We start from the raw sequence: 25,574 nt of genomic DNA on the forward strand, positions 1-25,574 counted from the left end.
ATGCGCCCAGTCGAGTGGGAAGAGGCGCACCCGGGCCGCGTGCTGTGCGCACACCGCGGTCCGAATCCTTACGGTGCCGAGTGACCGATCGGCCCCCTCTTCGTTCCCCCGTACGGGGGAACGGGATATCTGATCTGAACCGAGGTGTACGCCATGGTGGCCCCGCCGGACAACGACGTGATCTGGGCGCGCTCCCTGCACCACTCCCACAACGGCTCACCCGCGCTCGGCGGGGTGTCCCTGGGGATCCGCGACGGCGAGATCCTCGCCGTGACCGGCCCGCGCGGCAGCGGCAAGACGACCCTGCTGCACTGCCTGTCCGGCCAACTGGTGCCCAACGAGGGCGAGGTGTGGTTCAACAGCGTCCCCGTCCACACCATGGGACCCCGGCTGCGCGAACGGCTGCGGCGCGACAAGTTCGGCTGGATCGCCCCCGAGCCGCAACTCGTCCCGGAGCTGACCACCTGGGAGAACACCGCCCTTCCGCTGCTGCTGCGCGGCGCCTCGCACCGGGAGGCCAAGAAGGCCGCCATGGAGTGGCTGGAGCGCCTCGACATCGGCATGTGCGCCAGGAAGCGGCCGCACACCCTGCAGCAGAGCCAGCGGCAGCGGATCTCGGTGGCCCGCGCGCTGGCCACCGCCCCCGCCGTGATCTTCGCCGACGAGCCCACCGCGACCCTGCACCGCACCGACCGCACCCACGTACTGCGCACCCTGACCAGCGCGGCCCGCTCGCACGGCATCACGGTGGTCCTCGCCACGCACGACGCGGAGATCGCCGCCCTCGCGGACCGTGCGGTGCCGCTGCTGGACGGGCGCCGGGTCGCCACGGTCAAGCCGGCCGCCGGGACCGACACGGAGGGCCGCGCGGCGTGCTCGCTCTCCGTCTAGCCCGCGGTTCCCATCCACTGGTCCTGGTGCGGCGGCTGATGGTCGCGGCCGCCTCCGCCGGGGTCGGCTTCCTCCTGCTGTGCACCCTGGGCTACGCCTCCGGGCACCCGGCGCACTCCGCGGGCTCCGTGCTGCGGCTGCTGTGGTGCCTCGTGCCGCTGGCCGCCACCGTGCAGTTCGCGGTCGCGGTGGCCCGTACGGACCCGAGCACCCGCCCGCGCGCCGGACTGTCCGCCGTCGGCCTCGGCCCGGTCCGGCTCAGCGTGCTCGCCGCCGTCTCCACCGCCGTCTCGTGCACCCTCGGTTCCATGGTGGCGCTGCTCTTCTTCCTCCACCTGCGCGGCGACCTGTCCGGGCTGCCGTTCGACGGTGCGGCGGCCGGGCTGCTGGACGCCCAGGCACCGCTGCCGCTCGCCGCCGTCCTGGTCCTGCTGACCCTGGTCCCCGCGGCGGCTGCGACGGCGAGCGCGCTGGCGCTGCGCACCAGCCCGGTGCGGGCGGCGGGCGTGCAGGACGGCTCGCAGGACCTGCTGCCCGAGGAACAGGTGCCCGCTCCGGCCGCCCCGCCGTCCGGACTGCCCTGGGGCGTCGCCCTGACCGCGGCCGGCCTCGCGGTCGAGGCGTACGCGAGCCGCGGCTCGTCCGGCAGCCCCTTCCCGCTCCCCGGAAAGCTCGACTCCACCCCGGCCTGGGTCCTGGTGGGCTGGACGCTGACGGCGATCGGCCTCGCCACGGCCGGCCCCGGCCTGACCCATCTCGCCGGACGGCTGCTCCAGGCGGTGCGCCCCGGAGCGGTACGGCTGCTGGCCGGCCGGGTGCTGATGGACGAGGCGCGCCGGATCGGCCGGCCGCTCGGCGTCGTCTGCGCGGTGCTCTCGGCGGTCGTCGCCGCGTTCGCCCTGTACGGGACGGGCCCCCGGCCCTTCGGACCGCTCACCGCGCTCGGCGCCGTACTCGTCATCGGCTGCACAACGGCGACGCTGCTGACGTCCGCGCTGGAGGCGAGGCAGGCCCGCGCGGAGACGGCGCGGGCCCTGCTGCGGCTCGGCGCACCGGCCTCGGCGCTGCGGGCCGCCACCGCGCTGCGCGCGGCCGTGCTGCTCCTGGTCTTCGCCCCGCTGACCTGGGCTGTCGCCGAGCTGGCCGCCCTGCCGCTGACCGCCTGAGCGGCCGGGCGGACGCCGCCGGGGCGGGCCGGGGGCCGGTCCGTAGCATGAGGGCGTGGAGACCCCGGACGAGAGCATTCCCGCACCCGGCGGCGAGATCGAGTCGCTCGCCGAATTCGACGCGGCGGCCGCCGCCGGCTCACTGGCCGGGCGCCGCGTCCAGTCCGTCGACCTGACGGAGCGCGGCGCCGCCCTGCTCGCCGCCGACACCTCGGGCGCCGTCTTCCTCGGCTGTCCGATGACGCCCGACGCGGCGGAGAAGGTACGGGCCGACGGGGCGTTCGTCTTCCCGCCGGTGCCGGGCCTCCCCTTCGACCCCTACCGCGGCCTGCTCTACTCCCCCGACGCGCTCTACGACGGGCTGGCGAAGGGCGGTTACGAGGAGACGCCGGACGCCCGCGCCTACCGCTGGTTCCGGGCGACGCGGTCCAACGGTGACGCGTTCGCGTCGATGCTCCGCGCACTCCACGACGACGCGGTCTCCGACGCCCTGGAGGAACTCCTGGCCGGGGCGCGGGTGGTCGGCGTGATGGGCGGCCACGCGACGGCCCGGGGCAGCGACTCCTACGCGGGCGCGGCCCGCCTCGGCCGGACCCTGGCCCGCAGCGGTCTCACGGTCGCCACCGGCGGCGGACCGGGCGCGATGGAGGCGGCGAACCTCGGCGCCTACGCGGCCCCGCACCCCGACCCGATGCTGGACGAGGCCTGCCGACTCCTGGCCGCCGTACCCTCGTTCACCCCCTCCGTCTCCGACTGGGCACTGGCGGCGTTCGCCGTGCGGGAGCGGTGGCCGGACGGCGGCGGCTCGGTGTCGATCCCCACCTGGTTCTACGGGCACGAGCCGCCGAACCCGTTCGCCGGCCACATCGCGAAGTACTTCGCCAACGCCCTGCGCGAGGACGGGCTGCTGGCCCGCTCGACGGCGGGCGTGATCTTCCTGCCCGGCGCGGCCGGCACCGTCCAGGAGATCTTCGACAGCGCCACCCCGAACTACTACGGCTCACGCGGCGACCCCGCCCCGATGGTGCTGGTGGGCCGGGACCACTGGACCCGCGAACTGCCCGCCTGGCCCCTGCTGCGGGCGCTCGCCGCGGACCGGCCGATGGCGGCCCGTATCGCGCTGGTGGACACGGTGGAGGAAGCGCCCGGGGCGCTGGCGCGGCTGTCGGCGTAGCGGCCGGGCCGGGGCGTCGTGGATACGGGGCCCAGTTGTCAGAACACACACGGGCCCCTGTTGTCAGAACACAGCGGGCAGTACGACGCTCTCCGCCGCGTCGAAGGTGACGCCGACGACCGCGCCCTCCTCCGGTGTGCCGCGCAGCGGGCACTCGGCGTCCAGCGCCGGTCCGTGCTCGGGACGCAGGGTCACGGCAACGTGGTTGCCCCGGAAGGTGCGGGCGGCCACCGTGCAGCGCAGGCCGTCCTCCGGGGCGCCGATCCGGACTCCGGCCGGACGCACCAGCAGGTCGCAGGCGCCCTGCGGTGAACCGGCGGGCACCGGCACCTTGCCCCAGTCCGTGTCGGCGGCCTCACCGGTGACGGTCGCCTCCACCACGTTGTCGAAGCCGAGGAAGCGGGCGACGAAGGCCGACGCGGGGTGCTGCCAGACCTCCAGCGGGGTGCCCACCTGGGCGATGCGCCCGTCGCGCATCACGACGACGCGGTCGGCCAGCGCGAAGGCCTCGCCCTGGTCGTGGGTGACGGCGAGCACGGTGGTGCCCAAGCGGGCGAAGAGCGTGCGCAGTTCGACGACGAGGCGTTCGCGCAGACTGCGGTCCAGCTGGCCGAGCGGCTCGTCCAGCATCAGCAGCCTGGGCCGGGGCGCGAGCGCGCGGGCCAGGGCGACGCGCTGCTGCTCGCCGCCGGAGAGCGCGGCGACGGCCCGCCGCTCGGCGCCGGGCAGCCCCACCAGGTCGAGGAGCCCGGCGACCTTGCCGTCCCGCTCGCTCCGGCCCACGCCGCGCATCCGCAGCCCGAAGGCGACGTTGGCGCCGACGTCCCGGTGCGGGAACAGCTGGTGGTCCTGGAACATCAGGCCGAGCCCGCGCCGGTGCACCGGTACCCCGGCCTGGTCCGCCCCGTCGAGCAGTACCCGCCCGCCGTCCGGCTGCTGGAGACCGGCCACCACCCGCAGCAGCGTCGACTTCCCGCTGCCGCTCGGGCCCAGCACACAGACGATCTCGTGGTCGGCGACCTCCAGGTCGACCGCGTCCAGCACCGCCCGGTCGCCGAAGCGCACCGTGGCCGATTCGAGTGTCAGCATCGTGTCGGCATCCTTAGAACTCGCCGGATCGGTCGGTGCGGATGCGTTCGAGCAGCAGCAGGGACACCGCGCACACGAGCATCAGAATGGTGCTGAGGGCCATCGCCTGGCCGTAGTTGAGATCCCCGGAGCGCCCCAGCAGCCGGGCCACGGCCACCGGCAGCGTCGGGTTGTCGGGCCGCGCGATGAACACCGTGGCGCCGAACTCCCCCAGCGACACGGCGAACGCGAAGCCCGCCGCCACCAGCAGCGCCCGGCGCACCAGCGGCAGGTCCACCTCGCGCCAGGCCCGCAGCGGTGAGGCGCCGAGCACCGCGGCCGCCTCGCGCAGCCGCCCGTCCACCGCGCGCAGGACCGGCAGCATGGTCCGTACGACGAACGGCACCCCGACCAGCGCCTGGGCGAGCGGCACCAGGATCCAGGAGGTCCGCAGGTCCAGCGGCGGCTTGTCCAGGGTGATCAAGAAGCCGAAGCCGACGGTGACGGCGGAGACCCCGAGCGGGAGCATCAGGAGCGCGTCGAAACCCCTGACCAGCCGCCCGGCCCGCCTGGTCAGCGCCGCCGCGGCCAGGCCCCCGACGACCAGCGCGATGGCGGTCGCGACCAGGGCGTACCGCAGCGAGTTCCAGATCGCCTCGATGGGCGCGACCAGGAACGTACCGCTGTTCGCCGCCGCCGAGCCCAGCGCCCGGTAGTAGCCGAGGCCGTGACCGCCGGGCAGGTCGAGCGAGCGCTCCACCAGGATGGCGAGCGGCAGCAGGATCAGCACCAGCACGGTCAGCAGAACGCCTGTGAGCAGCGCCCATTGGCCCGCGCCGCGCGGTCGGCGGGCGGTCTGCGCCGGGTCGACGAGCTTCAGCGCGGTCTCCCTGCGCCGTACGGTCCAGGCGTGCACGGCGAGGATCGCGCCGACTGCGGCGAACTGCACGAGCGTGAGCACCGCTGCCGTGGGCAGGGCGAGCAACTGCGCGGTCTGGCGGTAGATCTCCACCTCCAGCGTGGAGAATCCGGGGCCGCCGAGGATCTGGACGACGCCGAAGGAGGTGAAGGTGAAGAGGAAGACCATCAGCGCGGCCGCGGCCACGGCGGGAGCGAGCGCCGGAAGCGTCACCCGCCGCCAGGCGGCGAACCGTCCGGCGCCCAGGACCCGCGCCGCCTCCTCCTGCCGGGGGTCCAGCTGCGACCACAGCCCGCCGACGGTGCGCACGACGACCGCGTAGTTGAAGAAGACATGGGCCAGCAGGATCGCCCACACCGTGGTGTCGAGCCGGACGCCCCACAGGTCGTCGAGGAAACCCCCGCGCCCCAGCAACGCCAGGAACGCGGTGCCCACGACGACGGTCGGCAGCACGAACGGCACCGTGACGACCGCGCGCAGCAACTGCTTGCCCGGGAAGTCGAACCGGGCGAACACGTAGGCGCCCGGCAGGGCGATCAGCAGGGTCAGCGCGGTCGAGGCGAGCGCCTGCCAGAGCGTGAACCAGAGGACCTCGCGGATGTCCGGCCGGCTCAGCACCTCGCCGATCCGGCCGAACTGCCAGACGCCGCCGTCCTTGAGCCCGCGTCCCACGATCGCGACGACGGGGTAGGCGAAGAACACCGCGAAGAAGGCGACGGGCACGGCCATCAGACCGAGCCGCACCGCGCTCCCGCGCCGCGACCGGGTGCGCGCGGCCTTCCCGCGCGCGCCCGGTCCGCGTACGGGAGGCTTCGCTACTTCACTACGAGCGAGGACCATGACTGGACCCACTGCTCACGGTTCTTGGCGATCGTGTCGGGGGCGACGGTCGCCGGCTTGTCCGCGGTGGTCCCGAACCTGGTGAAGAGTTCCGGCACCTTCGCGCCCTTGGTGACCGGGCTGACGAACATGTTGAGCGGCATGTCCTCCTGGAACTTCTTGCTGATCAGGAAGTCCAGCAGGGCCTTGCCGCCCGCCTCGTTCTTCGCGCCGTCGAGCAGACCGGCGAACTCGATCTGCCGGAAGCACGTCGCGGTGGCGACCCCGGTCGGGGCGGTCTTGGGCTGCGGGTCCGCGTACAGCACCTCGACGGGCGGGCTGGAGGCGTAGCTGACGACGAGCGGCCGGTCGGCCTTGGCCTTCTTGCCGCCGGCCGAGCCGGAGAACGCCTCGTTGTACGCCTGCTCCCAGCCGTCGACGACCTTGACGCCGTTGTCCTTCAGCTTCTTCCAGTAGTCCTGGTAGCCGTCCTGGCCGTAGGTGGCGATGCTGCCGAGGAGGAAGCCGAGGCCGGGCGACGAGGTCGCGGCGTTCTCGGTGACGAGGAGGTTCTTGTACGCGGGCTTCGCCAGGTCGTCGAAGGACTTCGGCGGTGCGAGCTTCTTGTCCGCGAAGTACTTCTTGTCGTAGTTGACGCAGATGTCGCCGGTGTCGACCGGGGTGACCCGGTGCTTCGCGGCGTCCAGCTGGACGTCGGACGCGACCTGGCCGAGGCCCTTGGCGGCGTACGGCGTGAAGAGGCCGTTGTCGAGTGCGCGGGACAGCAGGGTGTTGTCGACGCCGAAGAACACGTCGCCGCGCGGTGAGCCCTTGGTCAGGATCTCCTGGTTGAGGGCGGCGCCGGCGTCACCGCTCTTCAGCACCTTGACCGTGTAGCCGGTCTCCCGGGTGAACTCCTTCAGCACGCCCTTGGACGCGTTGAAGGAGTCGTGGCTGACGAGCGTGACGGTCTTGGAGCCGGAGCCCTTGGTGCCGCCGGAACCGGACCCCGAGTCGTCGGAGCTCCCGCAGCCGGCGAGCGCGGTCGCGCCGATCGCCGCGGCGACGGCGGTCACCGCGAGCTTCTTGGTGGTGCTCATGTGATTCCTCCTGGGGGTGACCAGGAAGAGACGCGGCCCTGCCCGCGCCGGCGGAGAACCGGAAGCGGGCAGGGCGCAACAGCTTGAGTAAGGTCCGAACTTCCTACCCGGAATGACCCGGGCGAGGTTCAGAGGGTCTGCGGCCAACCTGTCCTCGGTGCCGCACTCTCAGCGCTGTGGCGCTCCCCTGTCGGAATATGAAGTTGAATTCACGCCCAGGCTACACGGCTGGTTCCGGCCTCAGCGCTCGGACGCCGCGAGCTGCCCGCAGGCTCCGTCGATCTCCTGGCCGCGGGTGTCCCGCACGGTCACCGGCACCCCGTGGGCGGCGATGGCCTCGACGAACGCCTTCTCGTCCTCGGGCCGCGAGGCGGTCCACTTCGAGCCCGGCGTCGGGTTCAGCGGGATCAGGTTGACGTGGACCCGCTTGCCCTTGAGGAGCCGGCCGAGCCGGTCACCGCGCCAGGCCTGGTCGTTGATGTCACGGATCAGCGCGTACTCGATGGAGATGCGGCGACCGGACTTCTCCGCGTACTCCCAGGCCGCGTCCAGCACCTCGCGCACCTTCCACCGGGTGTTCACGGGGACGAGGGTGTCGCGCAGCTCGTCGTCCGGGGCGTGCAGCGAGACGGCGAGACGGCACTTGAAGCCCTCGTCCGCGAAGCGCAGCATCGCCGGCACCAGGCCGACGGTCGAGACGGTGATCCCGCGCTGCGACAGCCCCAGCCCGTCGGGCTCGGGGTCGGTCAGCCGGCGGATGGAGCCGACCACCCGGTTGTAGTTGGCGAGCGGCTCGCCCATGCCCATGAAGACGATGTTGGAGAGCCGCGCCGGACCCCCGGGGACCTCGCCGTCGCGCAGCGCCCGCATGCCGTCCACGATCTGGTGGACGATCTCCGCGGTGGAGAGGTTGCGGTCGAGACCGGCCTGTCCGGTGGCGCAGAACGGGCAGTTCATCCCGCAGCCGGCCTGCGAGGAGATGCACATCGTGACGCGCTCGGGGTAGCGCATCAGGACGGACTCGACGAGCGTCCCGTCGTGCAGCTTCCACAGCGTCTTGCGGGTGGTGTCGTCGTCGCAGCTGATGTGGCGGACCACGGACATCAGCTCGGGGAACAGCGCCTCCGCGAGCTTGTCCCGCGACCCGGCCGGGATGTTGGTCCACTCCGACGGGTCGTGCGCGTACCGCGCGAAGTAGTGCTGCGAGAGCTGCTGGGCGCGGAAGGGCTTCTCGCCGGTCGCGGCGACGGCTTCCTTGCGCTCGGCGGGCGTGAGGTCAGCGAGGTGCCGCGGCGGCTTCTTGGCTCCGCGGGGCGCGACGAAAGTGAGTTCTCCGGGCTTAGGCATGGTTCTTCCAGTGTCGCAGACCCGCGGCGGTGCCCCCGCCCCCCGCCGACGGGGCCCGGCGGAGCAGCGCTGAGCGGGGCCGGACGGGGTATCCGGAGGAAGAGGGACGGCCCGCCGACCACGCAGGAGGTATCAGTCGTGCACACCGTGAAGCGCTGGTTCAGTCACAGCCTGCCCGCACAGGCCCTGGTGCTCTTCGTGCTGGGACTGGGCTTCGGAGCCGTGTTCCGCCGGGACGATCATCCGGCCTTATGGGCGGTCCAGAGCCTGCTCTACACCGCCGTGATCATCGGGGTCGTGGCGTACCAGCGCCGCAGGACCAGCCGGGCGACCGGCGCGCGGCCCGGCACGGTCGACGACCTCAGCCGCAGGATCCGGCACCGCGAGGTGCCCGAGGACCCGGAGGAGCGGGCGCTCATGGGGCGGCTGGTCGAGGACCAGCTCGGGAAGATGGAGCGGGGCAGCCGGTGGCTGCCCTACTGGCTGGGCCTGATGGGCCTGATCGCGGTGGGCATGCTGGTCCTCGGGGCCACCACCGGCTCACTGGCCTTCCCCGTGGTCTTCGCCGTGGGCGTGATCGCGTTCTGTTGCGGGGTCCTGTGGATGCACAAGCGGACGATGGGGCTCCTTCACCACATGCGCTCGGCCCTGCGGGACCGTGTCTGACGTCACCGGAAACGGGTGAGGGCCCACCGTCCGGAGACGGTGGGCCCTCATCCGTGGCGACGCGTACGACCGCTCAGCCGGAGCCGACGAAGATCACCATCAGCAGCCAGACCACCGGCGCGGTCGGCAGCAGGGAGTCCAGCCGGTCCATGATTCCGCCGTGTCCGGGGAGCAGCGTGCCCATGTCCTTGATCCCGAGGTCCCGCTTGATCATGGACTCGCCGAGGTCACCCAGGGTGGCGCTGGCGGCGACCGCGAGGCCGAGCAGCAGGCCCTGCCACCAGGAGCCGTCGTCGATCAGGAACTGCATGCACAGCGCGCCGGCCACCATCGCGAAGCTCACGGCACCGAAGAGGCCCTCGCGGGTCTTTCCGGGGCTGATCCGGGGGGCGAGCTTGTGCTTGCCGAACCGCCAGCCGACGGCGTACGCGCCGGTGTCGCTGACCACGGTCAGCAGCAGGAAGGTCAGCACCCGCATCGGTCCGTCGTCCGCCGTCAGGAGCATGGCGACGAAGGTGGCCAGGAACGGTACGTAGAACGCGGCGAAGACGCCGGCCGTGACGTCCTTGAGGTAGCCCTCCGGCGGTTCGGTCATCCGCCAGACGAGCACCGCGAGGGCGGTCAGCGCCATGGCGGCCCAGGCGCCCTCGGCGCCTCGCGCGTAACCGGCCACGACCATCGCCGCGCCACCGACCGCGAGGGGTACGAGCGGAGCCTTGATCCCCTTGCGCTCCTGCAGACGGGAGGTGAGCTCCCACAGGCCCACGACGACGGCGACCACGATCACCCCGACGAAGACGGCCTTGACGACGAAGAGTGAGGCGACGACGACGGCGCCGAGGCCCACGCCGACCCCTATGGCGGCTCCCAGATCACGCCCCGCGCGTTTCTTCTGCGGGGGCGGCGGCGCGGTGGACATGGGCTCCTGCGGCTTCTCGTCGCGGAACAGGGGGCCGCCGCTCAGGCGTGCGGCCCCCTGGTCCCGGTCATCACGGCTCTCAGCGTCTCTACCTGCGTCGGGAACGTCCGGCACGATGGGCATGGGCCGAGTCTGCTGGGCGTTATGCACATCGTATGCAGGACCCGCCGGAGCGGCCCACATCTCGGGAGCGGCCCCGTGGCCGGCGTCCTGCGGGACGCCCCAGGAGGAGTCGTTCATCAGACTTCGAGCAGCTCGGCTTCCTTGTGCTTCAGCAGCTCGTCCACCTGCGCGACGTACTTCGCGGTGGTGTCGTCGAGCTCCTTCTCGGCGCGGCGTACCTCGTCCTCGCCGGACTCCTTGTCCTTGACCAGCTTGTCAAGGGTCTCCTTGGCCTTGCGGCGGACCGCGCGGATCGAGATCTTGGAGTCCTCGGCCTTGGTCTTCGCGACCTTGATGTAGTCGCGACGGCGCTCTTCGGTGAGGTCGGGGAAGTTCACCCGGATGATATTGCCGTCGTTGCTCGGGTTGACGCCGAGGTCGGAGTCGCGGATGGCCTGCTCGATGTTGCGCAGCGCCGTCTTGTCGAACGGCGTCACGACGGCCATCCGGGGCTCGGGCACCGAGAACGAGGCCAGCTGGTTGATCGGGGTCAGCGCGCCGTAGTAGTCGGCGACGATCTTGTTGAACATCGCCGGGTGCGCACGGCCGGTGCGGATCGCGGCGAAGTCCTCTTTCGCGACCACGACGGCCTTCTCCATCTTCTCCTCGGCCTCGAGGAGGGTTTCTTCGATCACCACGTGCTCCTGCGTGTCTTGAGTGGGCCCGGCGTGCTCGGGCCCGGCGGGTCCTGCGTCGCGTCCTCACCTGCACGGTGTCCGACCGGCAGGCCGTTGTCCATCCTTCGGGCCCCTACCGCGGGCCCCGGGAACCCACCGGGTCTCCCCGGTCCGGCCCCCATGGTTCTCAGGCCCGGGTGCTCCGGTCGCTCACGAGCGAACCGATCTTCTCACCCTTGACGGCACGGGCGATGTTGCCCGCCGTCGTCAGCTCGAAGACGAGGATCGGCAGCTGGTTGTCACGGCAGAGCGTGATGGCGGTGGCGTCGGCGACCTTGAGGTCGCGGGCGAGCACCTCGCTGTACTCCAGCGCGTCGAACTTCACCGCTCCGGGGTTGGTCTTCGGGTCGGAGTCGTAGACCCCGTCCACACCGTTCTTGCCCATCAGCAGCGCCTCGGCGTCGATCTCCAGGGCGCGCTGGGCCGCGGTGGTGTCGGTGGAGAAGTACGGCATGCCCATACCGGCGCCGAAGATGACGACGCGGCCCTTCTCCAGGTGCCGTACGGCGCGCAGCGGGATGTACGGCTCCGCGACCTGGCCCATGGTGATGGCGGTCTGGACGCGGGAGTCGATGCCTTCCTTCTCCAGGAAGTCCTGGAGTGCCAGGCAGTTCATGACCGTGCCGAGCATGCCCATGTAGTCGGACCGGGCCCGGTCCATGCCGCGCTGCTGGAGCTCGGCGCCGCGGAAGAAGTTGCCGCCGCCGATGACGATCGCGATTTCCGCGCCGTCCCGGACGACCGCCGCGATCTCGCGTGCGATGGCGTGCACGACGTCGGGGTCGACACCGAGACCCCCGCCACCGGCGAACGCCTCTCCGGACAGCTTCAGCATGAAGCGTCCGGCCACCTTGCCGTCGTCGCGCCTGTGGTCACCTGTTGCGGCGTCCGCGCCCTTGTTCATGGAGATTCTCCTCGTGCACATACGAAGAAGGCCATTGCCGGTGGGTCCTGTGTCCCTCAGCGGCAATGGCCTCCTCGTCAGATCTGCGGTCGTACGGCGGTGTGCGGCCGTCGACTGCACCAGACCCTATCGGGGTCCACCGTTTTTCGCGGACGGACTCAGATGCCGACCTTGATGCGCGAGAAGCGCTTCAGGGTGACACCGGCCTCGTCCAGGACCTTCTGGACGGACTTCTTGTTGTCCAGCGCGTACGGCTGGCCGAGGAGGGTGGCCTCCTTGAAGAAGCCGTTGACGCGACCCTCGACGATCTTCGGGAGCGCGGCCTCGGGCTTGCCCTCGGCGCGCGTGGTCTCCTCGGCGACACGACGCTCGGTCTCGACGATCTCGGCCGGGACGTCCTCGCGGGAGAGGTACTTCGGCGCGAAGGCGGCGATGTGCTGGGCAAGGCCCTTCGCCAGGTCGGCGTCGGCCTTGTCGAGCTCGACCAGGACACCGATCTGCGGCGGCAGGTCGGGCATGGTGCGGTGCATGTACACGGAGACGTAGGCGCCGGTGAACTGCTCGAAGCGGTCCAGGACGATCTTCTCACCGAGGTTGGCGTTGGCCTCGTCGACGTACGCCTGAACCGTCTTGCCGGCCTCGATCTCGGAGGCGAGCAGCGTGGCCAGGTCGGCCGGGGAGGTGGCGGCGACGTGCGCGGCCAGCGCGTTGGCGACGGCCTGGAACTTCTCGCCCTTGGCGACGAAGTCCGTCTCGCACTTCAGCTCGAGCAGGACGCCGGAGGTGTTGTCCTCGGAGATGAGGGAGACAACGGCGCCGTTCTCGGCAGAACGGCCCTCGCGCTTGGCGACGCCCTTCTGACCCTTGATACGAAGGGCCTCGACGGCGCCTTCGACGCTGCCATCGGCCTCGTCGAGCGCCTTCTTGCAGTCCATCATGCCGGCGCCGGTGAGCTCACGGAGCTTCTTGACGTCAGCGGCGGTGTAGTTCGCCATGAGTCTGTATTTCTCTCTCGAAGTCTGAAAGATCTACGGGTGAACGGCGGGGGCGGTGCCTGTGTGGCACCGGCCCCCGCCGTCGTCAGCCGTGACGGGTGTCAGGCCTGCTCGCCGTCCGCGGCCGGAGCCTCGGCGGCGGGGGCCTCGACGGCCGGCGTCTCGGTGGCGGGCGCCTCAGCGGCAGCCTCGGCGGGGGCCTCAGCGGCCTCCGCGTCCGCGACCTTCTCGGTCTCGGCGGAGGTCTGGACCTCGGCGTCGGCCTTCTTGTCGCCCTCGAGCAGGTCACGCTCCCACTCGGCGAGCGGCTCGCCGGCGGCCTTCTCGCCCGGCTTCGAGTCGCCGGTCGCAGCGCCGGAGCGGGCGATGAGGCCCTCGGCGACGGCGTCGGCGATCACGCGGGTGAGCAGGGTGACGGAGCGGATCGCGTCGTCGTTGCCCGGAATCTTGTAGTCGACCTCGTCGGGGTCGCAGTTGGTGTCCAGGATCGCGACGACCGGGATGTGGAGCTTGCGCGCCTCACCGACGGCGATGTGCTCCTTCTTGGTGTCGACGATCCAGACGGCGCTCGGCACCTTCTGCATCTCGCGGATACCACCGAGGGTCTTCTCCAGCTTGGCCTTCTCGCGGGAGAGGACCAGGAGCTCCTTCTTGGTGAGGCCGGAGGCGGCCACGTCCTCGAAGTCGATGAGCTCGAGCTCCTTCAGACGCTGAAGGCGCTTGTAGACGGTGGAGAAGTTGGTGAGCATGCCACCGAGCCAACGCTGGTTGACGTACGGCATGCCGACGCGCGTCGCCTGCTCGGCGATGGCCTCCTGGGCCTGCTTCTTCGTACCCACGAACATGATGGAGCCGCCGTGGGCGACGGTCTCCTTGACGAACTCGTAGGCGCGGTCGATGTACGACAGCGACTGGAGCAGGTCGATGATGTAGATGCCGTTGCGCTCCGTGAAGATGAAGCGCTTCATCTTCGGGTTCCAACGACGGGTCTGGTGACCGAAGTGGACGCCGCTTTCCAGCAGCTCCCGCATCGTGACGACGGCCATGGCCGTACTCCTTGAGGTACTCGGTTATCGCGACCGCAGGTTTGCTGTCGCGCCTGACGCCCCGACGCGCCGTGCCACGAGGGACCGAGGAGCGCGGCCACCTCCGTTGAGAGGGAGATGGCGGGGCGTGCGAAGTCGACCCGGTGACCCGGATCGCCAAAAGAAGTGTACGGGACCGGTCGAGTGCCGGGTGACGGCGCTGTCCACAACCGGCCGGTACTCCACAGATCCGGTCCATGATCCCCGCGGACCGGGCCGCCGGGGGACGGTTGTGCCATGCGAATCACATCTGACCAGGACGGATCCCGGGTCCGGTCCGCAGGCCGCCGCGGACGGGGCGGAACGCCGGGGCGACCGGTGCGGGCGGTGGGTCCGGTGCGGGCGGTGTCGGCGGTGGCCGCAGCTTCCGTTCTCGCGGCGGCAGTTCTCGTGGCGGCGGTTCTCGTGGCGGGGTGGTGGTGCGGGACGACGGCCGCCGCGGCGGACCGGCCGCCCGCACCCGTGACCGCGCCCGCCCCCGATCCGGTGCCCGCGCCCGCCCCGGCCGGACCGCCGCCGGACCGCGCACGCGTCTGGCCGCTGGCCGGCCGGCCCGTGGTCGTGCGGGGATGGGAGCCGCCCGCCACGGACTACGGACCGGGGCACCGCGGGGCGGACCTCGCCGCCGCACCGGGTACGGAGGTGCTCGCGGCCGCCTCCGGCCGGGTCTCGTTCGCGGGCGGGGTCGCGGGACGGGGGGTGCTGGCGATCGAGCTCGCGGGGACGGGCGAACCGCCGCTGCGGACCACGTACGAGCCGGTGCGCCCGCTGGTCGCGAAGGGGGACGAGGTCACTGCGGGGCAGGTGGTGGCGGTGATGGCGCCGGGGCCCTCCCACTGCGATTCCGGCTGCCTGCACTGGGGGCTGCGCCGCGCGGCGGCGTACCTGGACCCGCTGTCGCTGCTGCCGCCCGCGCTGTTGCGGCGCGGGCCCTCCCGGCTGCTGCCGGTGACCGGTGTGCCCGAACCCGCATCGGCGCAGGACGGGAATCCGGCGAGGCTGCCGGATGGCGGGGACCCAGTGACGCTGCCGGACGGCGGGGCGGCCGCCGCCGCGCTGCTGAGGGGTGTCGCGGTGCAGCGCCGGGGTCAGTCCTGCGCGCCGGGGAGGCCCCGGACACCGCCGAGGACCATGGCGACCGCGGTGTCCGCGATCACGGACGGCTCCTCCGCCACGCTGAGTTCGATACGCCGGACCGCGGCGTCCACGGAGCCCTGCAGCAGCATCGCGGCCAGCCGGGGCTGCTCGTGGCCGAGGTCGCCGAGCGCCTCGACGATCATGGCGATCAGACCGCCGTGGGCGGCCCGGATCTTCTCCCGGGCGCCGGCGTCCAGCTCACTCGCGGAGATCGCGACGACGGCGCGGTGGCGCCGGTCCCCCACGAGATCGAGCTGCCGTCGCACGTACGCCTCGACCTTCTCCTCCGGCGTCCCGGCCCGCTCCATCGCGTTCTCCACCTCGGCCGCCCAGACGGGGAAGTCGACGGTGCAGAGCTCCTCGACGACAGCGGCGCGGGAACGGAAGTACTCGTAGACGGAGGAGCGGGCGAGGCCCGTGCGCTCGGCGAGGGCGGGAAAGGTCAGCGCCTCCGTGCCTCCCTCGGACAGCAGGGAACGCGCTGCGTCCAGGAGGGCGCCGCGCTGCATGGTCCGGTGCTCGGCCACGGAGGCCGCTCGAATCCTGGGCACGACTCCACTCTACGGCGACGGGTGCCCGGGAGGGAGCGGGTGGCCCCGATCGGTGGCCGAGGCGGCCGAGGGCGGTTCTCGAAGCGGTCCCGGCCGGCCGCCGCAGCAGAGCGGTCTCAACGCCCGGCGTCGGCCAGTTTCGCGCGCAGCTGCAGCACGGACTTCGTGTGGATCTGGCTGACCCGGCTCTCGGTGACCCCGAGGACGTTACCGATCTCCGCGAGGGTGAGGCCCTCGTAGTAGTAGAGCGTGACCACCGTCTTCTCGCGGTCCGGGAGGGTGTTGATCGCCCGCGCGAGCAGCCTCCTGAGCTCACGCCCCTCGGCCACCTCCACCGGATTGTCGGCGGCGGTGTCCTCCAGCGTGTCCATCAGGCTCAGCCGGTCGCCGCCCTCGCCGCCCACATGGAGCAGCTCCTCCAGCGCGACCACGTTCGCCAGCGACAACTGGCTGAAAACCGCGTGCAGTTCCTCCAGCCCGATCTCCATCTCCGCGGCGACCTCCGCCTCCGACGGGGTGCGCCGCAGCCGCGCCTCCAACGTGGCGTAGGCGCGTTCCACCGCCCGCGCCTTCTGGCGCACGGAGCGCGGGATCCAGTCCAGTGCGCGGAGTTCGTCGATCATCGCGCCGCGAATGCGGGTGATCGCGTACGTCTCGAACTTGATCGCCCGCTCGATGTCGAACTTCTCGATCGCGTCGATCAGCCCGAACACCCCCGAGGAGACGAAGTCCGCCTGCTCGACGTTGGACGGCAGACCCACACTCACCCGGCCGGCGACGTACTTCACCAGGGGCGAGTAGTGCAGGATCAGCTGCTCCCGCAGCCGCTCGTCGCCCGTCGTCTTGTACGAACGCCACAACTCGTCGAGCGAGGAGGGGGCGGGAGGGCGCACAGTGCCACGCGCAGCCGGTGGTACTGCCGCGCGGTCAGACCCGGAGGTGTGCTGGGGCATGTGGTGCCTTGAGCCGTTCTGCTGTGAAGTGCTGGGGGATGTGCGTTCTGGGGCGGAATCCTTGTGAGCGTAGCGTGACTGAAGTGTCGCGGTGCGCGCAGGATATGGGATCGGGGCCGTCCGCTTCCGGGGGAACGGACACGCCACCGGTCGCGGGGGCGGACGGCGATACGGACGGGGCCACGGCCACGGTGAAGGGCACCGCGGACCCGGCGGACCCAGCGCCTGACGCGGCGCCGGAGACGGCCGCGCATGAGGGCGCGGACATGACTGGCGTCGGGGCCGACGCGTCGCGCGCCGGCCCCGGAGGCGCTGCCGAACCATCCGCCGGGGTCATCGCCATCACCTTTTCACCCGAATGCTCCAGGTCAAGTACCGCCTCGCCGCGCGTCGTCATTGCAAGTCGGCCGTCGCGTCAACTGCCATCCATCGCCATGACGTTCGACGAACCCCAGTGAGTGCAGTTCGTACAGCTTGGCGAGGGCCTCGTCGGCGCTCGTTCCGGCGGTGCGGGCCACCTCGCGCCCGTCGACGACGCCGCGGGCCGGCAGTGCGTCGAGAACCCGGGCGCAGCCGGTGTCCAGCAGGTCGCGCGGCAGCACCGGCCCGCGTCGGGGCGGGGCGAGGTCCCCCATGTCACCGACCAGTTCGACGACTTCCGAGGCATCCGTCACCAGCACCCCCTCTCCCCGCAGGAGTTCATGGACGCCTGCCGACAGACCGCTGGTGGCGGGCCCGGGAACACCCATCGTGAAGCGGCCGAGCCGCTGGGCGCAGCGTGCCGTGACCAGTGAACCGCTGCGGTACTCGGCCTCCACCACCACGGTCCCCCTCGTCAACGCGGCGATCACCCGGTTCCGGAGGATGAACCGGCTGCGGGTGGGGTGTTCGGCCGGCGGCAGTTCACCGATGACGAGCCCCTGTTCGACCACGCGCCCGATCAGTTCGGCATGTCCGCGGGGGTACGCGACGTCCACCCCGCAGGCCAGCACCGCCGCCGTCGCCCCACCCGCGGCGAGGGCTCCCCGGTGAGCGGCCCCGTCGACCCCGAACGCCGCACCCGAGACGACCACCCACCCCCGCTCCGCGAGACCGGCACCGAGGCTCGCCGCCATGTGCGCGCCGTACGGGGTGCAGGCGCGGGCCCCGACCACCGCGACCGAACGCAGTGCCCAGAGCCGCAGATCGGGCCTCCCCCGCACCCAGAGCCCGGTCGGCCGGCCGTCGCCCAGGTCGTCCAGCTGGCTCGGCCACTCGCGGTCGCCCGGACAGACGAAGCGCCCGCCGGCCTCGGCCACCGCCGCCAGGTCCCGCGCGGGTTCGGCCGCCTCCGCCCGCAGCCGGTAGCCGGCCAGACGCCTCGCCGTCATACCGCTCAGCCGCTCGGCCGATCCGTCGCGGGCCGTGATCCGCCGCAGCAGTTCTCCGGCGCCGCACTCCCGCAGCCAGCGGCCGCCCCGTTCGTCCCCCGGCTCCAGGACCCGGCTCAACGCGGCCCGCGCAAGCCGCTCCCCCTCACTCACCCCGCCGGCAGCCCGCACCGGCCGCTCCCCGTCATTCGCCCCACCGGACACCCACACCGGCCGCTCCCCGTCATTCGCCGCCGTCGCCGGAGGTTGCCCCTCGGCGCGCGGGCCGTGCGCGGCATCCGCCGCGCGGCGGCTCGTCCCGGACCCGTGCCCCGTCATGCCGCACCCGCCGTCATCGGGGCCCCGCGCGGGATCCCGGTGCGCATCTCGAGCGCCACCGCGACGTCCGACGCGTCCGGCCGGCCCGCGCCCCGCAGATCCGCGAGGGTCCACGCCACCCGCAGGACCCGGTCCAGTCCGCGCGCGGTGAGCAGGCCCCGTTCCATGTCGCGTTCGGCCGCCAGCAGCGCCCCCGGCGCCGCGACCAGCCGGGTCCTCAGCTCGTGGCCGGGCACCTCGCTGTTGCTGGTCCAGGGGGTGCCTGCCAGCCGCTCCGCCGCGCGGGCCCGCGCCTCCCGCACCCGGGCGGCGACCGTCGCCGTCGACTCGCCGCGGCCGCCCTGCCCCATCAGGTCCGCGCGCCTGACCGGGTCGACGGTCACCCGCAGGTCCACCCGGTCGAGCAGCGGGCCGGAGAGCCGGGCCTGATAGCGCCGGACCGAGGCGGGCGGGCATTCGCAGCCGGCCCCGTTCAGGGTGTGCCGCCCGCACGGACACGGGTTGGCGGCCAGCACCATCAGGAAGCGGGCGGGCAGCCGCACGACCCCGGCGCTGCGCGCCACCACCACGTGCCCCGACTCCAGCGGCTGCCGCAGTGCGTCCAGCGCGCGTACCGAGAACTCCGGCGCCTCGTCCAGGAAGAGGATGCCACGATGGGCCAGCGACACCGCGCCCGGCCGCGGCAGCCCGTTGCCCCCGCCGACCAGCGACTGCATGGTCGCCGAGTGGTGCGGTGCGCAGTAGGGCGCCCGGGAGACGAGGGGCTCGCCCGGCGGCAGGATGCCCGCCACCGAGTGCACCGCGGTCACCTCGAGGGACTCCTGCCTGGTCAGGGCGGGCAGGATCGCGGGCAGCCGTTCGGCGAGCATGGTCTTGCCCGCGCCCGGCGGCCCGGACAGCAGGAGGTGGTGACCGCCCGCCGCGGCGACCTCCAGGGCCTTGCGCGGCCGCTCCTGGCCCGCGACGTCCGCCAGGTCCGGCCGGTGTCCGTCGCCCTGTGCCGGGCCCTGGGCAATGCCGGTGCCCATTCCGGCGCCGGGCACCATGAGACCGGCCAGCATCGTGTCGGGGCGCCCCTGGTCGTGGGGCTCCTGTTCCTCGGGCACCGGCTCGTCGCGGAGCACGGCGATCAGCTGCCGCAGGCTCCGCACCCCGAGCACGGAGACCCCGGGCACCAGTGCCGCCTCGCCCGCCGTCTGCTCGGGGACGACCACCTGGCGGTAGCCGGCCTCCGCGGCGGCCAGCACGGCGGGCAGCACCCCGCGCACCGGCCGCACCCGGCCGTCGAGCCCCAGCTCACCGATCATCACGACGTCGGCGATCGAGGCGGGGTCGATCCGCTCGGCCGCACCGAGCACCGCGCACGCCACAGCGAGATCGAAGCCCGAACCGCCCTTGGGCACCGAGGCCGGGGACAGGCCCACCGTCAGTTTCTTCTGCGGCCACTCCGCGCCGGAGTTGACCACCGCCGCCCGCACCCGGTCACGGCTCTCCACCAGGCTCTTGTCGGGCAGCCCCACCAGGGTGAACGCCGCCACCCCGGGCTCCAGGTCCGCCTGGACCTCCACGACCACGCCCTCGACGCCGACCAGGGCCACCGAGCAGGCACGCGCGAACGCCATCACGCCACCCCCCTGGCGTGCTCGGCCAGCGGCGCGCCGCGCCTGGGCAGCAGCACGCCGACCAGGTCGATCCGCACACCACCGGGCGGCGGACCGCCGTGCCGGTCGAGCCAGAGTTCGGCCAGCCGGCGCAGCCGGTCCGCCTTGGCCGGTGTCACGGCGGCCATCGGGTGCTCGAAGCCACCCGCCCTGCGCGTCTTCACCTCACAGATGACGAGCGCGTCGCCGTCCAGCGCGACGATATCGATCTCGCCGGTGCGACAGCGCCAGTTCCGCTCCAGTACGGACATGCCGGCGTCGGTCAGCAGCCGCGCCGCCAGATCCTCGCCGTACCGCCCGAGTGCCCCCCGTGCGTTCATATCGGCACCACCTCCGGCACCGACTCTGACGCGTCCGCCCGCAGCTAGTGGATCTTGGTGGACAAGCGGGCGGATGTGGACAACTCAGCCACCCGGAAGCTCGAGATCGCTCTTGTTGAGCTCCTCGATGTTGACGTCCTTGAACGTCAGGACCCGGACCTGCTTGACGAACCGTGCCGGCCTGTACATGTCCCAGACCCAGGCATCCGCCATGGACACCTCGAAAAACACCTCGCCCTGGACCGAGTGCACCTGCATCTCGTAGTCGTTGGTGAGGTAGAAGCGCCGTTCGGTCTCGATCACATATTTGAACAGACCGACGACATCGCGGTACTCCCGGTAGAGCTTCAGCTCCATCTCGGTCTCGTACTTCTCGAGGTCCTCGGCGCTCATTGGCATGTTCCCCTTCAGCCGTGCGTGCCCCCATTGTGCGCCAGGCCCGGCGCCCGGACGCTCAGGCGATTTCGGGAGCCAGAACCAACGGCGTACGCGGGGGACCCTCGTCGAGCAGCGTGTGCAGCAGCCCGGCGAGTCTGGTCGGGTACACCGTCTCACGCGTCGCCGACAGTTCGGCGGAGGTCCACCACCTCAGGCCCGCGACACTGCGCCGTTCCAGCCCGGTCTGCCCACTGGTGTCCGTCAGGGTCTGCGCCGTGCGGGCGAGGAAGTACCACTCGTCCTGCTCCCAGCGCCGGCCGTCGAACGGGAAGGAGCACATCCGCTTCCAGAGGAGCGGGCCCAGCTCGACATCCCTGATCCCGGTCTCCTCGGCCAGCTCGCGCAGCGCGGCCCGCTCCCGGGTCTCATCGCCTTCCAGCCCGCCGCCGGGGGTGAACCACCAGGTGCTCGCGGGGTCCTCCGGTTCGAAGCCGTGCATCAGCAGAATGCGGTCGTCCGGATCGAGGAGTACCAGGCGGGAGACCTTGCGCTGCTCAGTGGACACCGGCAGCTGCCTTCCCCTGGCTGTTCCGCTTCGACCGGGAGGACCGGGCCGCGAGCGGTCCGTACACGGAACCGCCCAGAATGAGCAGCACGCCCGCGATCACCGCTGCGAGCTGGAGCTTGAGCGGTCCGGCGGACGACACCCCGCCGGGCAGGGCGGCGAAGGCCCCGGGCCGTTCGACCATGCTGCCCAGCGGCCAGGCCACGGCGTCCACCCGGGCCGTCACGGCGCTGCGGGGCACCGAGCCCTGCCCGCCGTCCTCCAGATGGACCCGGGAGTCCAGCGAGACCTGGCGGTCGTCGCCCAGGAGGAAGAGCTGTCCCTTGGGCACCTCGGCCGTGAAGCCGTTCGCCGAGGCGGGGTCCGTCGACTGCAGATACGGTTCCGCGACGGGTATGCCGTTGATCGTGAGCCGGCCGTCCTTCTGGCAGCAGGCGACCTTGTCGCCGCCGATGCCGACGACCCGCTTCACCATCGGCATGTCGCCCCACGCCGGATCGGTGAAGACCACGACATCGCCCCGGCGCACCTCGCTGCCGTCCACCCGTTGCGCCAGGACCCGGTCCCCGGCGTTCACCGTCGGGGTCATCGACTCGGTCGGCACCGTGTACGGCCGGTACACCACGGCGGCCCAGGCGAAGCCGCCGAGGAAGAGCACACAGCCGACGGCCACCGCCAGCCCCGACAGCTTGCTGCCGAGCCGGCCGCGGCCGTCATCCGTACGTCCTGTTCCACTCATCCCAGCGTCCCCCATCGGAGATCGACAATCGCTGATCCGAGTCGGCACCCTACCCGGCGGTACGCCCGCCGGTCTGCCTCCGCCTGCGCAGAAGCACGATCGGCAGGGCGCCGGCGATGCCGAGCGCACCGGGAGCGAGCGCGGCCGCGGTGTTGATCCCCGGCTGGTCGAAGGTGTCCGGGACGGGCAGGGTCGCCCAGCGGTTGACCGGCCACGCGACCAGGAAGGCCCGGCCCACGACGTCGTCCACCGGCACGAAGCCCTTGTTCACGTCGTTCATGTGATAGCGCGAGTCCGCGGAGTCCTGGCGGTGGTCGCCCATCACCCAGATCTTGCCGTCGGGCACCTTGAACGGGCCGAAGGGCATGTCGTCACAGGGCGTGCCGCCGGGGAAGATGTACGGCTCGTCCAGCGGCTTGCCGTTGACGACGACCGGGCCGCCCTTCTTGCACGACACGGTGTCGCCGCCGACCGCGATCGTCCGCTTGATCAGGTCCTTCTCCTGCGACGAGGGCATCAGGCCGATGAAGCTGAGGAAGGTCTGCACCGCGTTCGACTCGGGTGTCGGCTCGCCGTCCAGCCAGCCGCTCGGGTCGTGGAAGACGACGACCTCACCGCGCTCCGGCTCCGAACCGAACCACGGGGTCAGCTTGTCGACCAGCACCCGGTCACCCCGCTGAAGGGTGTTCTGCATCGAATCCGACGGAATCGAGAACGCCTGCACCAGAAACGTCTTGATCAGCAGCGCCAGCACCAGCGCGACACCGATGAGGAGCGGCAGCTCCTTCCAGAGGGGGCGGGGCTTCTTCGCCCGCTTGCCGCCCTGTTCCGGGATGCGCGCGGCCTCCGGCGCGGCCGGACCCGGTGTCCCTTCCACAGGGTCGAAGGCAGCGTCGGCAGGCTGCTCAACCCTCTTAGTGGACTGCCCGTGTCCGGATCGCGCTCCGCCTGCCACGTCGCTCACATTCATTCCTCACTCTGCGCCAACGGCCGCCCACCCGGGCCTGCCGATCACAAACCCACCCCCCTGCACAACGAGCGGGGGTTCCCCGGGCTACTTCTGCCGCGCCGCCGCGGCCCTGCTCCGCCTGCGCCAGAGCACGAGGGGCAGCGCGCCGGCGAAGCCGAGCGCACCGGGAGCCAGCCCGGCCGCTGCGTTGATCCCCGGCTGGTCGAAGGTCTTCGGCACGGGCAGGGTCGCCCAGCGGTTGACCGGCCACGCGACCACGATGGCCCGGCCCACGACCTCGTCGTTGGAGACGGTGCCGCCACCCGGCAGCCCCTGGTGGTAGCGGGAGTCGAGGGAGTTCTGACGGTGGTCGCCCATCACCCAGATACGGCCCTTGGGCACCTTGACCGGGCCGAACGGCTCGTCGTTGCAGGCGGTGTTCCCCTTGAAGATGAACGACTTGTCGTCCAGCGCCTTGCCATTGACCTCGACCGGGCCGTTCGTCTTGCACTCCACCGTGTCCCCGCCGACCGCGATGACCCGCTTGATCAGGTCCTTCTCCTCGGCGGACGGCATCAGCCCGATGAAGCTCAGGAACTTCTGCACCGCGTTCGGGTCGGCCGTCGGGGTGTTCTCCAGCCAGCCGCCCGGGTCGTGGAAGACGACGACCTCACCGCGCTCCGGCTCCGAACCGAACCACGGGGTCAGCTTGTCGACCAGCACCCGGTCACCCCGCTGAAGGGTGTTCTGCATCGAATCCGACGGAATCGAGAACGCCTGCACCAGAAACGTCTTGATCAGCAGCGCCAGCACCAGGGCGATACCGATGAGGAGCGGCAGTTCCTTCCAGAATGAACGGGGCTTCTTCCGGGCCGTACTGCCACTGCCCGGGGCCTCGCCGTCACTCTCCGCCCGGTCCGCCGTCGTCCCGGCCGGCTCGGTGTCCTCCGGAATGTCCGGCCGGTCCTCGGGTTCGTCGTGTCCGGATCGTGCGCCCACCGCCAAATCCCCCACATCTGCTCCTTATTCCATACCACCGCCTGCGCCCCAGCCGGTGCAGGCCAACCACTCCCATAACGAGCGGGAGTTCCGCAGGGGTCGGGAGCCGGATCATTCCGTTGGGATCCGGGGACACACTATTCGACGGCCCGGGGCCGGCCGCCGTCCCGGCGCGCGGGTCAGGGACCGAGGAGAACGCGGAACGTTCCTCCAGCTTCGACCAGTGCCCGACGGGCCAGGCGATCACCACGGCCCGTCCCACTACGGCATCTTCGGAGACCGTGCCGTCGGCCGTCTTGTCCAGGTGGAAACGTGAATCAGCGGAATTGGAGCGATGGTCACCCATCACGAAGATTCGTCCGGCTGGAACCTTTACCTCGAATTTGATCGTGGAAGGGGGATTGCCGGGGTAGAGATAGGGCTCGTCGACCGCCTGGCCGTTGACCATGAGACGGCCGTCCGTGTCACAGCACTTCACCGTGTCGCCGCCGACGGCGACCACCCGTTTGATCAGGTCCTGTTCGTCGTCGGACGGCAGCAGCCCGATGAACGTCAGCGCCTCCTTCACCTGCTTGATGACGACAGGTGACTCCTTCGCCGCCACCGGATTCGGCGGCGGCCAGTCGGAGGGGTTCTTGAACACGACCACATCGCCACGCTGCGGCCGCGAACCGAACCACGGGGTCAGCTTGTCCACGAGGACCCGGTCGCCGATCCGGATGGTCTGTTCCATCGATCCCGACGGGATGACGAAGGCCTGCACCAGGAACGTCTTGAGGACCAGCGCGATCACCACCGCCACGGTGATGAGGAGGGGTATCTCCTGGACGGCCGATCTGCGCCGCTTCCGCTTCACCTTGCGGGCCAGCCTGCGCCGCTCCGCCCGGGTGGGCAGCGAGCGGGACACCGGCCCGCCCTCCGGCACCCCGGGATCGGCGGCGTCCTGCCGCCGCCCGTGGTTACCCATGCGTCGCCCCCGGCGCCGGCACGCCGTCGAAGGCCGCGGTGGCCGGGAGCGAGGCCACTCGCCCCAGCGGCCAGCCGATCCAGTCGACCCGGCCGATCACCTTGTCGACGGGCACCATGCCGCCGCCCGGTTCGCCCAGGTGGTCGCGGGAGTCCCGGGAGCGGCTGCGGTGATCGCCCATCATCCAGAGCGTGCCGTCCGGCACGACGATGTCGAACGGGGCCCTGGAAGGCGCGTCACCCGCGAACAGGTAGCCCTCGTCCAGTGGCCGGCCGTTCACCTGGATCCTCCCCTGCTTGTCGCAGCAGACCACCCGGTCGCCCCCCACACCCACCACCCGTTTCACGAAGTCGGTCTCGGCGGGTTCCACGAGCCCCAGCGAAGCCGCCGCACCGTGCAGCAGCCCGGTGACGGGGTTCACCGCCGGCGCCTCCTGCATGAACGAGCCGGTGCCGTCGAAGACCACCACGTCCCCGCGGCGGGGTTCGGAGCCGAAACGGTACGCCAGTTTGTTGACCAGCACCCGGTCCCCGACCCGCAGCGTGGACTCCATCGAGCCGCTGGGGATCAGGAAGGGCTGCACCACGAAGATGCTGAAGAGCAGGACGAAGACCGAGCAGACGGCGCCGAGCGCGACCGTGCGCCGCCATGACATCGAGGCGCCGAAACGGTGCGTGATACGCGAAAAGCGCGACCCCTCCTCCGGCCCCGTGGGGGCTGCGGAGGAGCGGTCGCGCTCCGTGGTGCCTGCTTCCGTGTCCATCGGGGCCAGAGC

General features: G+C 71.7%; 25 protein-coding genes, 1 pseudogene and 1 riboswitch. Of the genes and pseudogenes, 5 read left to right on the top strand and 21 right to left on the bottom strand.

The genetic code is table 11. From position 1 onward, the window contains the following. Positions 1-153 precede the first annotated feature (153 nt). From EDD93_RS00370 to EDD93_RS00380, 3 genes are read left to right on the top strand one after another with little or no spacing between them, the layout of a single operon-like run. A complete protein-coding gene (locus EDD93_RS00370) occupies positions 154-891 on the top strand; it encodes an ABC transporter ATP-binding protein (protein ID WP_123523261.1) in 738 nt (245 codons plus the stop codon). Further along, positions 873-2,057 (top strand): hypothetical protein, encoded by a 1,185-nt coding sequence (locus EDD93_RS00375; protein ID WP_185092180.1) that lies wholly within the window; start codon positions 873-875, stop codon positions 2,055-2,057. The genes EDD93_RS00370 and EDD93_RS00375 overlap by 19 nt, the downstream gene beginning before the upstream one ends. Positions 2,058-2,112: 55 nt before the next feature. After that, entirely contained in the window at positions 2,113-3,231 is a 1,119-nt protein-coding gene (locus EDD93_RS00380) for an LOG family protein (RefSeq protein ID WP_123523262.1), read from the top strand. A gap of 63 nt (positions 3,232-3,294) precedes the next feature. Here EDD93_RS00380 and EDD93_RS00385 read toward each other — a convergent pair whose 3' ends face one another. The 4 genes from EDD93_RS00385 to rlmN form a co-directional block, all read right to left on the bottom strand. Then, positions 3,295-4,320 (bottom strand): ABC transporter ATP-binding protein, encoded by a 1,026-nt coding sequence (locus EDD93_RS00385; RefSeq protein WP_123523263.1) that lies wholly within the window; start codon positions 4,318-4,320, stop codon positions 3,295-3,297. A 13-nt stretch (positions 4,321-4,333) separates the two neighbouring features. Continuing rightward, entirely contained in the window at positions 4,334-5,947 is a 1,614-nt protein-coding gene (locus EDD93_RS00390) for an iron ABC transporter permease (protein WP_123527517.1), read from the bottom strand. An 86-nt stretch (positions 5,948-6,033) separates the two neighbouring features. After that, positions 6,034-7,137 carry a thiamine ABC transporter substrate binding subunit gene (locus EDD93_RS00395; protein WP_123523264.1) on the bottom strand — a complete coding sequence of 368 codons (1,104 nt, stop codon included), beginning with the start codon at positions 7,135-7,137 and terminating at the stop codon, positions 6,034-6,036. Between the two features lie 82 nt (positions 7,138-7,219). Beyond that, positions 7,220-7,336: riboswitch (TPP riboswitch) on the bottom strand. Positions 7,337-7,377: 41 nt separating this feature from the next. Beyond that, positions 7,378-8,484, bottom strand: coding sequence for a 23S rRNA (adenine(2503)-C(2))-methyltransferase RlmN (rlmN, locus tag EDD93_RS00400; RefSeq protein WP_123523265.1), 1,107 nt, complete (start codon positions 8,482-8,484; stop codon positions 7,378-7,380). 138 nt (positions 8,485-8,622) lie between these two features. On the opposite strand from rlmN, the gene EDD93_RS00405 reads away from it, so the two are divergent. Beyond that, positions 8,623-9,150, top strand: a complete 528-nt coding sequence (locus EDD93_RS00405) for a hypothetical protein (RefSeq protein WP_123523266.1) — start codon at positions 8,623-8,625, stop codon at positions 9,148-9,150. Between the two features lie 73 nt (positions 9,151-9,223). On the opposite strand, the gene EDD93_RS00410 is transcribed toward EDD93_RS00405, so the two are convergent. The 5 genes from EDD93_RS00410 to rpsB all read right to left on the bottom strand — a co-directional run bounded on the left by EDD93_RS00410 (position 9,224) and on the right by rpsB (position 13,853). Further along, positions 9,224-10,309 carry a phosphatidate cytidylyltransferase gene (locus EDD93_RS00410; protein WP_123523267.1) on the bottom strand — a complete coding sequence of 362 codons (1,086 nt, stop codon included), beginning with the start codon at positions 10,307-10,309 and terminating at the stop codon, positions 9,224-9,226. Continuing rightward, positions 10,309-10,866, bottom strand: coding sequence for a ribosome recycling factor (gene frr, locus EDD93_RS00415; protein WP_024488459.1), 558 nt, complete (start codon positions 10,864-10,866; stop codon positions 10,309-10,311). Before frr ends, EDD93_RS00410 begins: the two co-directional genes overlap by 1 nt. A 169-nt stretch (positions 10,867-11,035) precedes the next feature. Then, positions 11,036-11,812 carry a UMP kinase gene (gene pyrH, locus EDD93_RS00420; protein WP_123523268.1) on the bottom strand — a complete coding sequence of 259 codons (777 nt, stop codon included), beginning with the start codon at positions 11,810-11,812 and terminating at the stop codon, positions 11,036-11,038. Positions 11,813-11,970: 158 nt separating this feature from the next. Next, positions 11,971-12,807: a translation elongation factor Ts gene (tsf, locus tag EDD93_RS00425; protein ID WP_123523269.1), complete on the bottom strand. Its 837-nt coding sequence runs from the start codon at positions 12,805-12,807 to the stop codon at positions 11,971-11,973. 101 nt (positions 12,808-12,908) lie between these two features. Beyond that, entirely contained in the window at positions 12,909-13,853 is a 945-nt protein-coding gene (rpsB, locus tag EDD93_RS00430; RefSeq protein WP_123523270.1) for a 30S ribosomal protein S2, read from the bottom strand. Positions 13,854-14,129: 276 nt separating this feature from the next. Here rpsB and EDD93_RS40775 point away from each other — a divergent pair. Beyond that, positions 14,130-14,861 (top strand): annotated as a pseudogene (locus EDD93_RS40775) (murein hydrolase activator EnvC family protein); the annotation flags it as partial. Positions 14,862-14,980: 119 nt separating this feature from the next. Here EDD93_RS40775 and EDD93_RS00440 read toward each other — a convergent pair. The 12 genes from EDD93_RS00440 to lepB (EDD93_RS00495) form a co-directional block, all read right to left on the bottom strand. Then, on the bottom strand, positions 14,981-15,556 hold the full coding sequence (locus EDD93_RS00440; RefSeq protein WP_123523271.1) for a TetR/AcrR family transcriptional regulator: 576 nt from the start codon (positions 15,554-15,556) through the stop codon (positions 14,981-14,983). 140 nt (positions 15,557-15,696) lie between these two features. Beyond that, positions 15,697-16,533 (bottom strand): RNA polymerase sigma factor WhiG, encoded by an 837-nt coding sequence (whiG, locus tag EDD93_RS00445; protein ID WP_073739112.1) that lies wholly within the window; start codon positions 16,531-16,533, stop codon positions 15,697-15,699. Between the two features lie 368 nt (positions 16,534-16,901). Further along, positions 16,902-18,221 (bottom strand): DNA-processing protein DprA, encoded by a 1,320-nt coding sequence (gene dprA, locus EDD93_RS00450; RefSeq protein WP_123523272.1) that lies wholly within the window; start codon positions 18,219-18,221, stop codon positions 16,902-16,904. Continuing rightward, positions 18,218-19,843, bottom strand: a complete 1,626-nt coding sequence (locus EDD93_RS00455; RefSeq protein WP_123523273.1) for a YifB family Mg chelatase-like AAA ATPase — start codon at positions 19,841-19,843, stop codon at positions 18,218-18,220. Before EDD93_RS00455 ends, dprA begins: the two co-directional genes overlap by 4 nt. Further along, positions 19,843-20,202, bottom strand: a complete 360-nt coding sequence (locus EDD93_RS00460) for a YraN family protein (RefSeq protein WP_123523274.1) — start codon at positions 20,200-20,202, stop codon at positions 19,843-19,845. The genes EDD93_RS00455 and EDD93_RS00460 overlap by 1 nt, the downstream gene beginning before the upstream one ends. Positions 20,203-20,286: 84 nt before the next feature. Beyond that, on the bottom strand, positions 20,287-20,595 hold the full coding sequence (locus EDD93_RS00465; protein ID WP_003965949.1) for a DUF2469 domain-containing protein: 309 nt from the start codon (positions 20,593-20,595) through the stop codon (positions 20,287-20,289). A gap of 61 nt (positions 20,596-20,656) precedes the next feature. After that, positions 20,657-21,145 (bottom strand): NUDIX hydrolase, encoded by a 489-nt coding sequence (locus tag EDD93_RS00470; RefSeq protein ID WP_123523275.1) that lies wholly within the window; start codon positions 21,143-21,145, stop codon positions 20,657-20,659. After that, positions 21,135-21,884 carry a signal peptidase I gene (gene lepB / locus EDD93_RS00475; RefSeq protein WP_123523276.1) on the bottom strand — a complete coding sequence of 250 codons (750 nt, stop codon included), beginning with the start codon at positions 21,882-21,884 and terminating at the stop codon, positions 21,135-21,137. The genes EDD93_RS00470 and lepB (EDD93_RS00475) overlap by 11 nt, the downstream gene beginning before the upstream one ends. A gap of 49 nt (positions 21,885-21,933) precedes the next feature. Beyond that, complete coding sequence (gene lepB, locus EDD93_RS00480) at positions 21,934-22,854, bottom strand: signal peptidase I (RefSeq protein WP_123523277.1); 921 nt, start codon at positions 22,852-22,854, stop codon at positions 21,934-21,936. A gap of 84 nt (positions 22,855-22,938) precedes the next feature. Then, positions 22,939-23,838, bottom strand: a complete 900-nt coding sequence (gene lepB / locus EDD93_RS00485) for a signal peptidase I (RefSeq protein WP_123523278.1) — start codon at positions 23,836-23,838, stop codon at positions 22,939-22,941. Further along, a complete protein-coding gene (gene lepB / locus EDD93_RS00490) occupies positions 23,735-24,799 on the bottom strand; it encodes a signal peptidase I (protein ID WP_123523279.1) in 1,065 nt (354 codons plus the stop codon). Before lepB (EDD93_RS00490) ends, lepB (EDD93_RS00485) begins: the two co-directional genes overlap by 104 nt. Beyond that, a complete protein-coding gene (gene lepB / locus EDD93_RS00495) occupies positions 24,792-25,562 on the bottom strand; it encodes a signal peptidase I (protein WP_123523280.1) in 771 nt (256 codons plus the stop codon). The genes lepB (EDD93_RS00490) and lepB (EDD93_RS00495) overlap by 8 nt, the downstream gene beginning before the upstream one ends. Positions 25,563-25,574: the final 12 nt, after the last annotated feature.

This window comes from Streptomyces sp. 840.1, from assembly GCF_003751445.1.
In the GTDB taxonomy this organism is placed as follows: domain Bacteria; phylum Actinomycetota; class Actinomycetes; order Streptomycetales; family Streptomycetaceae; genus Streptomyces.